Source organism: Bradyrhizobium sp. SHOUNA76 (assembly GCF_023006445.1).
Lineage (GTDB): Bacteria > Pseudomonadota > Alphaproteobacteria > Rhizobiales > Xanthobacteraceae > Bradyrhizobium.
Genome location: NZ_JALBHA010001204.1, coordinates 1 through 229 on the forward strand (window position 1 = coordinate 1; position 229 = coordinate 229).

Genomic DNA, 229 nt, shown 5'->3' on the forward strand with positions numbered 1-229 from the left:
TGACAACCAGAAGCCCGTCGGGTTCGCGATGGACATCTGCTACAAGATCGTCGACGCCGTGAAGAAGGAGCTCAAGCTCGACAAGCTCGAGGTCAAGCTCAACCCGGTGACGTCGGCAACCCGCATCCCGCTGATGGCCAACGGCACCATCGACCTCGAATGCGGCTCGACCACCAACAACGCCGAGCGCCAGAAGCAGGTCGCCTTCACCAACACCCATTATCTGACC

General features: G+C 60.3%; 1 protein-coding gene. It reads left to right on the forward strand.

What is annotated here, in order from left to right; all coding sequences use genetic code 11:
- A partial coding sequence (locus MOV74_RS41370; protein WP_246933150.1) for a transporter substrate-binding domain-containing protein occupies positions 1 to 229 on the forward strand: 229 nt, incomplete at both ends.